The organism is Bartonella sp. CL63NXGY (assembly GCF_042194905.1).
In the GTDB taxonomy this organism is placed as follows: domain Bacteria; phylum Pseudomonadota; class Alphaproteobacteria; order Rhizobiales; family Rhizobiaceae; genus Bartonella.
In genome coordinates, this window is sequence record NZ_JBHINK010000006.1 from 18838 (window position 1) to 26649 (window position 7812).

Annotated in this window: 6 protein-coding genes; 4 read left to right on the forward strand and 2 right to left on the reverse strand. The window is 44.6% G+C overall.

Features of this window, described 5'->3' with window-relative positions:
* Nucleotides 1-1422: 1422 nt before the first annotated feature.
* The gene (locus ACFIK0_RS04550) at nucleotides 1423-1992 is read right to left on the reverse strand and encodes a hypothetical protein (RefSeq protein WP_273790862.1); all 570 of its coding nucleotides are present in this window, start codon (nucleotides 1990-1992) and stop codon (nucleotides 1423-1425) included.
* Between the two features lie 684 nt (nucleotides 1993-2676).
* Here ACFIK0_RS04550 and ACFIK0_RS04555 point away from each other — a divergent pair.
* The 4 genes from ACFIK0_RS04555 (at nucleotide 2677) to ACFIK0_RS04570 (ending at nucleotide 5125) form a co-directional block, all read left to right on the forward strand.
* On the forward strand, nucleotides 2677-3303 hold the full coding sequence (locus ACFIK0_RS04555; RefSeq protein WP_375663581.1) for a hypothetical protein: 627 nt from the start codon (nucleotides 2677-2679) through the stop codon (nucleotides 3301-3303).
* A gap of 24 nt (nucleotides 3304-3327) precedes the next feature.
* Nucleotides 3328-3651 (forward strand): hypothetical protein, encoded by a 324-nt coding sequence (locus ACFIK0_RS04560; protein WP_375663582.1) that lies wholly within the window; start codon nucleotides 3328-3330, stop codon nucleotides 3649-3651.
* A 239-nt stretch (nucleotides 3652-3890) separates the two neighbouring features.
* Nucleotides 3891-4574: a hypothetical protein gene (locus ACFIK0_RS04565; protein WP_375663583.1), complete on the forward strand. Its 684-nt coding sequence runs from the start codon at nucleotides 3891-3893 to the stop codon at nucleotides 4572-4574.
* The gene (locus ACFIK0_RS04570; protein WP_375663584.1) at nucleotides 4553-5125 is read left to right on the forward strand and encodes a hypothetical protein; all 573 of its coding nucleotides are present in this window, start codon (nucleotides 4553-4555) and stop codon (nucleotides 5123-5125) included. Before ACFIK0_RS04565 ends, ACFIK0_RS04570 begins: the two co-directional genes overlap by 22 nt.
* Here the strand turns inward: ACFIK0_RS04570 and ACFIK0_RS04575 are convergent.
* Nucleotides 5116-7335, reverse strand: coding sequence for a toprim domain-containing protein (locus tag ACFIK0_RS04575; protein ID WP_375663585.1), 2220 nt, complete (start codon nucleotides 7333-7335; stop codon nucleotides 5116-5118). The two genes, ACFIK0_RS04570 and ACFIK0_RS04575, sit on opposite strands and share 10 nt — an antisense overlap.
* Between the last annotated feature and the right edge of the window lie 477 nt (nucleotides 7336-7812).

A 7812-nucleotide genomic window follows, 5' to 3' on the forward strand; every position in this document is an offset into this window, starting at 1 on the left:
GATGAATGGGGATGTTGATGAATGGGGATGTTGATGAATGGGGATGTTGATGAATGGGGATGTTGATGAATGGGGATGTTGATGAATGGGGATATTGATGAATGGGGATATTGATGAATGGGATAATGGAGAAATCTCTTGCGAAGTGGATAAGCCCTTCTTTAAAATCTCATAAGGGGAAAGCCTGCACTATCATACTATTCGCGCCTCATGTGATGACAGCCTTTGGCTCTTGAGCGTGTTCATAAGAGGCATTTTGATTCTTTATCTTGCTAGTGTTTTATTTCATATGTCTCTCATGTTTGTAATGTGGAAAAGACAAGGTGTTGATTGATGCAACATGAAATAAATTTAAAATGAGAGAATCCCTATGATATCCGGGTCTCTTAATTTTATATAGATAACTGGAAATTATTATTATAAATCAAAGTATTACCGTGATACATCAACCTGTTGGTGGACTATGCGATAAAGAAAGTTATCCAGTAGTTAAGTCATTCTGTTATGTCGTAAAACACTGTCATTTGAAGTTTGGTGATATGAAGCAAGCTTCTTTGGATATGTTTTAAGTGTTTTTTTAAGGGCGTGGTGAATCTTTAAGACAGAGCAAGCTTCTGTTGCGCCTTGAGTTTAGCTGAAAATCCCTGAATGGAAGCCAAGAGGAAATGGAAGCCAAGAGAGAAGTGTATCCAAGCTGTTTGTAAATCAGATTGAGTTAAGAATCTTTGTTCTTTGAGAATGAAACGCAAGTCAATTTGACAAAAGAATGATCTATTTTGCGGGTAGACCTTATGGAGGAATATAACAAAGCTCATAAGGAAGTGATTTAAGACAATACAGTCATAAAAAAGTACAGTTATAAAAAAAAGTCCTCCGTCGCAATTAGAGGACCAAAGAGCAGGAGAATTTTAACATTGACTCGCAGGACGTGTCAAAAAAGAATAAATTCAAAAGGCCGTACTAAATACAAAAAATCATACTTAAAGAACCTACCACATTATAATTAGCAGAGAATTGAAAAAATAGCAATATAAAAAATACTTTTTACAAAAAATTTTGTCATTTTGCATTAAAACTTAACACTTTTTTCAATTGAATATTTGTTTTAAGACTCGATATTAATTAAACTATATTTAAAAATATTATGATACATGCAAGCATCTTGATAATATTCTTCAATCAAAAATGAATTAAGAGCCCCTCATGATTATAGGACTGATATGGGGAAGGCTTTTTGTTTTTAAGAGTGTGGGGTGTATCTTCAGTATGTGTGGGGGGTGAAGTATTGTCCTTTTGGGTGTGGGGGGGCAAGGTAATGAAAATGGGGGCGAGAGCTGCTCAATGCTTGAGCCCGTGTGGGGGAGGTTTCTTTAGAGGGGCGGGGGCAACATGGGAGGCCGCTTAAAATGGCGAGGAGGGGGATTATTCAAAATGTTTATGGTTTGCATATCCCCAATGAAATGCGAGCAAGTCTAAACAATCTCGTAAATGATCGGCAAGGGAGTTTTGTTTGCGTTTTGAAGAACTTAATTCTTTTATCGCTTGTCCATGGCCGATAACGCGTTCAAGCAGTGAATAGCCAAGAATACCCAGTTGAACTTTGATTGTTCTTAAATGATTGGAGGCTTCTATTTGACGTTCAATGGGGTGTATGTACCCTTGGCTACAGGAAACCTTTTCACGGGTGTAGTCAAGGCTCATGTGGAGATCGGCTTGGCTTTGACGCCAGTAAAAATAAAAACGTTCTGCCGCTTTATATTGGGCTTTGCTGAGATGTCCTTTCGCATATAAAAGTGCAATGGGATGGCTTTGTGCATTGGCAATGGCATTGATGGTGCGCGGGTTGCTGGAACTTTCTCGATGATTGGGTTTAAAATAAGGATTACGCGTTTCAACAGGGATTTCTTGCGTCTTTAAATGACCAATGTGCTTTTCTTGATTTTGATGATCAAGCGGGCAGGTTTGCATATTTTTTTTCTGCTTATGGGTCATAGCATCTCCTTAAAAATTATCGTTTGCTTCTTTATGTTTATGCAAAGAAACGGGATTGTGCTGTTGTATGCTTGTTGAGGGATACGTTTTTATGTCTGCTTTTTGCGTGAGGGGAAGTTTCAAAAAAAGGGTGAGGGGTCGCTTTCTGTGGGTGTTGTCATTGTTTTATAGGAGAGGGGTTTATAGGGGAGGCTGTATGGGGAAAAGTGTGTTGTCTCGCGTGGATTTGCTTCTTGAAAGGATTGGCATTTTTTTTTGCATGATGGGCGTTACCTTTAATTTTACTGCTGTGGGGGATATTGATGCCGCATGATTTGGTTTTTTTGCCGTGGTTGGTATTTTTCTGCTTTGTTGCTCTTGTCTTTGTTTCTATTTATGCGGCAATGAGGTTTTTCGGGGTTACAAGGAAGGACTTTTTTAAGAGTGGGGTGCTTGCATTCTTTGTTGGCGTGAGCTCTAAGTTTGTTTATGCGCAAGCTGAGCATTTTGGTTTGGCTCAGGTGTGGTTTTCAAACAGTTAGGTCTTTCACATTCTTTTTGGCGTTGTCTTTGGTCTTATCCTTGGGCTTATTTGTCTAGGGGCAAAGCGTCTTGGTTTTAGGCTTTCATTCTTTGCAAAGGATTGATCTTTTGCTGCATTTTTGGCATGGTCTCTGATTTTTACTTAATAAAGGAGCGGGGCGTATGGTGGTTGCGCGGGACATGTTTTTGAAGGGGTTGGTGTTTGCGGGCATTATTGGCTTGGTCCTTGGTTTTGCTTATGAGGATGCGGGGCGACCGGTTATGACGTGGGAGGTGTTTTGGCAGGGGGTGGAGATTTCTTGCATTGCTGGAGCGACCCTTTGTTTTATTGTTGTGGGAGCAGACCGTAAGACTGTATCGTGGGGCGTGTTTTTCAAGGCTGTGGTGTTTTGCGCCATTGCTGTAGTGGTTCTTGGCTTTGCTTATAAGGGAGTGAAGCGTTTTGATATATCGTGGGAATTTTTAGTGATAGGAGCGGTGTTTGTTGCATTGCTGGACCTGTCCTTGGTTTTGCTTATGAGGGTGCGGGGTAAGGGGATATCACGTGGGGTGTCTTTTTTGAGGTTTCTGGTGTTTTGCTGCGTTGTTGGAGCTGTTGTTGGGTTGGCGTATAACGGCGCTAAGCATATGGGGGTTCGCTGGTTTGTGATCTTTAACAATGGGGTGTTTGTGGGCACTATTGGACTTGTTCCTTTTTTTGCTCTGGAGGGGGTACGGTGTGTGCGTGTACTGTTGGGGTGGTGCTTAAAAAAAATGAGCATTTCTCTTCCCCACGGGCGTGGTCTTTGATGTTCTTTCTGTGAGGGGTATTTGATGTCGAACGATGTGATGTTTTTGCAGTGGTTGGGGTTTTTCTGCTTTGTTGCTCTTGTCTTTGTTTCTATTTATGCGGCAATGAGGTTTTTCGGGGTTACAAGGAAGGCTTTTTTAAAAAATTTGGCGTTGAGCTTCATTATTATCGCTGTCTCTAAGTTTGTTTATGCGCAAGCTGAGCACTTTGGTTTGACTTGGTTGTGGTTCTCAAACAAGTGGGTCTTTTACATTCTTTTTGGCGTTGTCTTTGGTCTTATCCTTGGGCTTATTTGTCTAGGGGCAAAACGTCTTGGGTTTAGGCTTTCATTCTTTGCAAAGGATTGATCTTTTGCTGCATTTTTGGCATGGTCTCTGATTTTTACTTAATAAAGGAGCGGGGCGTATGGTGGTTGCGCGGGACATGTTTTTGAAGGTGCTGGTGTTTTGCTGCGTTGTTGGACTTTTTCCTTTTTTTGCTTTGGAGGGGTACGGTGTGTGCGTGTACTGTTGGGGGGCTTAAAAAAATGAGCATTTTTCTGTCCCACGGGCGTGGTCTTTGATGTTCTTTCTGTGAGGGGTATTTGATGTCGAACGATGTGATGTTTTGGCTGTTGTTGGGGGTTTTCTGCTTTTTTGCTCTGGCCTTGATTTTTATTTATGTGGGAGCAAAGCGTCGCTCTGTTACAGGGGGGATGTTTTGGAGATGGGTGGTGCTTTATGGCGTTGTTGCCACCTACCTTGGTTTTATTTATGTGGGCGTGGGCAGGCGCGCTGTTGACGGGGAGCTGCTCTTGAAGGGGGCGGTGTTTTCTTGCATTTTTGCAACTGTCCTTGGTTTGGTGCATCTGGGCGTCAAGAGCATGCCTGTTGCTTGGCAAGTGTTCTTAAAGGCGGTTATGTTTTGTTGCATGATGGGCTTTATCCTGTGGTTTGCTGCTGTGGGTGTCAGAGATATGGATAGCATAAGGGCGGTATTCTTAAAGGTTTTGCTCTTGTCTGTATTGTTGAAAGTGCTCTTGGGGTTCTTTATACGCGAGCAAGGTGATACGGTGTTACAGAGGTCGTTGCGTGCTTTGAATTTTGTGCTGTTTTCCTGCATTTTGGGTACTCTCCTTTGTTTTACCCGTCTGGGAGCAGAGAATCTAGGGTTGAGCTGGCTTTGGTTCTCGGATGAGAGGGTGTTGCCCTTTATTGTTGGATTTTTTTCTCCTTTGATTTATCAGGGTATAAGGCGTGCGCGTGTTCTATGGGCTTGGTTCTTGAGGTAGCTGGTGTTTTTTTGCTGTTGTTGGTGGTTTCCTACCTTTTTATTGTTGTCGTTATTTGTACTTATAGGCTTTCCAAGCGCTTCGATATTCCGTGGTGGCGGGCGGCGTTTTATTGTATTTTTGGTGTTTCCCTCTTTTTGAAGGAAGTGCTGTTTTACGGTATTTTAGGAGTCGTCCTTTTTTTGGCTCTTTGGGGGATGGAGAGTATGGACATACCTTGGGGACTATTGTCCTTGATGGGGATCGTGTTTGCTGTAGTGTTGGAGTGGTTCTTGATTTTGCATATAAGGGGGCGGCAAGATGGGGTGGTGACGCGTTGTTTGTGGTTATTGAAGGGGTTGGTGTTTTGCGCCATTGCTGGAGCGATCCTTTTTTGTTTGCCTTTGGGAGCAGAGAATATGGGGTTGGGCTGGCTTTGGTTCGCGAAGGATTGGGTGTTTTTCATTATTTGTGGATTGATCCTTCCTGTTGTTTCTGTGGGAGCAAGGCGTGCGCGTGTGAAGGCGGAGGCGTTTTTAAAGAGAGTGGGGTTTATGGGGTATTACAGATAACGTCGAGGGAATGATTGTTCAAAAGAACAGCGATAGCGGTAGGTTTGGGGATCAAACCAAAGCCCTATTTTGCCTTCAAAATCACCAGAACGTTGTTTGGCAATATTCATAATAACGCCTGGGCGTTTTGCTAAATCTGCTTTTTCTTGTGCTAGAGAGGCGGCAAAGATTTTATCTTCCAACGACCGATTGCGCCAAATGGTGATGATGTTAAAGGCATTGGCACCAATTTCTGAGGCGCCTTTAATGTCTTCTGTGCTGGGGATATCTTTATCCAGACCGCCTTTGCGGGCATGGGCGACAAGGTGAATATGCACATTGTTTAAAACAGCCCAATCAACCATTTTATAAACCGCTTGTTCTTGTCTTGCATAATCATCAGAGGCAATGCCAAGCCGCATCAAACTGTCGATGATAAATTGATCGCAGCCATAGCGCGCACGGCAATAGTCAAAGACTTCAAGCAAGGTATCTACGCTCGATTTGCCAACATGCTCATAAAGAATAAGCCCTTCGTCTAAAAAATGAAGAATCCGTTCAATTGTCTCTTTTGTAGGCTGTTCTAAGCCGCCCGTTTGTTTGGTTAAACGGCGAAGTGATTGTTCTCCTTTCATTTCTAGAGACGCTAAGCAAAGGCGACTCTTTTGTGCAATCCAATGGGGAATACAGTCTGATAATAATTGGCTTTTACCTGCACCACTCGCACCACTCCAGAGCGTTAATTCTGCTGGGCGGAAATGCAATTTGTCCTTCAGTTTAGGATAGGGAACCGTATAACCAAGATGTTTTTCAGGCTCTGGCCAAAAAAGCCCAATCACTTGCTCTTTATAGTCTGAGGCGCGCCGTAAACCTTCTGGGGCAAAGCTTTGTGCTGAGGAAAAGGCAGCTTTTATGGTGGCTTTATCGATCCCTGCGGTTAAACAGTCATTGGCATCTTTAAGGGGTAAACGGACACGGTAGCAACGGTGGCGTCCAAGCCTGCTGGCAATCTCACGGGCTGCTTCTTCTCCGGGCGGATCCATATCGGTGGCTAAAAAAATCGTTTCAAAAGATTCTAAATGATCAAATTCATTTTCAATCCAGTTGTGTTTTCCTCCACTGCCTCCTCCAAAGGGAACAGAAACCGCCGGATATCCATAGGCGGCTAAGGATAGCGCATCAATTTCTCCTTCAGTGATAACAATGGTACGGTTTGTTGAAGAAAAATTGGGGAATGGCGCCTGTTGGGGCGCGTGCGTGGGTGCCTGCTGGGGTGCGTGTTGGGATGCCTGCTGGGATGTGTGCGGGGATGCCTGCGTGGAGGCGTGGTTGGTTGAGGCGGTGTTTTGGGATGCCTGTGTAGAGGCGTGGTTGGTTGAGGCGGTGTTTTGGGGCGCCTGCGTGGAGGCGTGGTTGGTTGAGGGTACCTGCTGAGGTGTGTGTTGGGGTGCCTGTGTAGAGGCGGGGTTGGTTGAGGGTACCTGCTGGGGTGTGTTTTGGGGTGCCTGCTGAGGTGCGTGCTGGGTTGCCTGTTGGGATGTGTGCGGGGATGCCTTTGTGGAGGCGGGGTTGGTTGAGGTGGTGTTTTGGGGTGCCTGCTGAGGTGTGTGCTGGGTTGCCTGCTGGGATGTGTGCGTGGAGGGGTGGTTTGTGGGGTAAAGGGCTTGCCAACCAAATAAAATCGGTTCACATTGGGAGGCTGTTGGTTTTGTTTTTGCTCCCGTTTGCGCAAGCCGTTCTTTGACTAAAGCAAGGGTGCCGTCGGGTTTATAAAAGGGGAAAATGATTTTTTCGCCATTTTCTCCTATGCGGTAACGCTTTATAATCTCTAGAGGAATGCGGCGTTTTTCATGGAGATAGGTTTTTACAAGATTCTGCGGGCTCTGCCCTGTAGGAACCGGTGGACGGCGATAGGAACGATGGGGCGCCATAAAGGGTTTGGGGCGTGTCAGATTGAGAGTCGCGCGTGCTTCTTCTAAGGCTTGAGAGAGGCTAATGCCTTTGACTTCACACCAAAGGTCTAAAAGATCTCCTCCTGTGCTTTCTGCAAAATCATACCAAAGTCCTGCTTTACTACCACTTAAGCAAATCGATAAACTTTGACCCGCTTCACCACGTGTGTTGCCTACAATCCAATTGTTGCCTCGTTTGTGCCCTTGGGGAAGAAGCATTTCTACTATTTTATCGGCTTGTGAGATAAGTTTTTGTTTGATTTCAAAAATTGTGCTCATGGTCATTCGTGATATTATTGTCGTTTTTCTCAAGATGTGGGAGGTGAGAATTCTGTTTTTGCTGTTCTCACCATTCGATCTGATCGTAAAGTCCCGTGGTGCTATGGGGCTTGCCAGTTTACTTTGAGAGCTTCTTTGCCGCTCTTTTCTTGCCAATAGTCGCGAAACCTCTTGGCTTGCCAAAGGGCTTGACTCTCACTCAAACCTTCTGAAACTGCCGCCTTGATGTCTGCTTGCCAAGAGCATGGGAAGTGGTGCCTTGAGGAAAGGAGGAAGGGGAAAGGAGGAAGGGGGTGAAAGAAGGGCGGGGTGGGTATGCCTGTTTTGAGGGTGTGGTGCATGTTGGAGTCCTGTTGGGGCATGTGTTGGGGTGTCCTTGTGTGGAAGGGGTGGGTTTGTTGCCAAAGAGTTTGCTTTTCATTGAGTTTTTCTGAAATGGCTGTGTTGGTGTTTGTTTGCCAAGAGCATGGGAAGTGG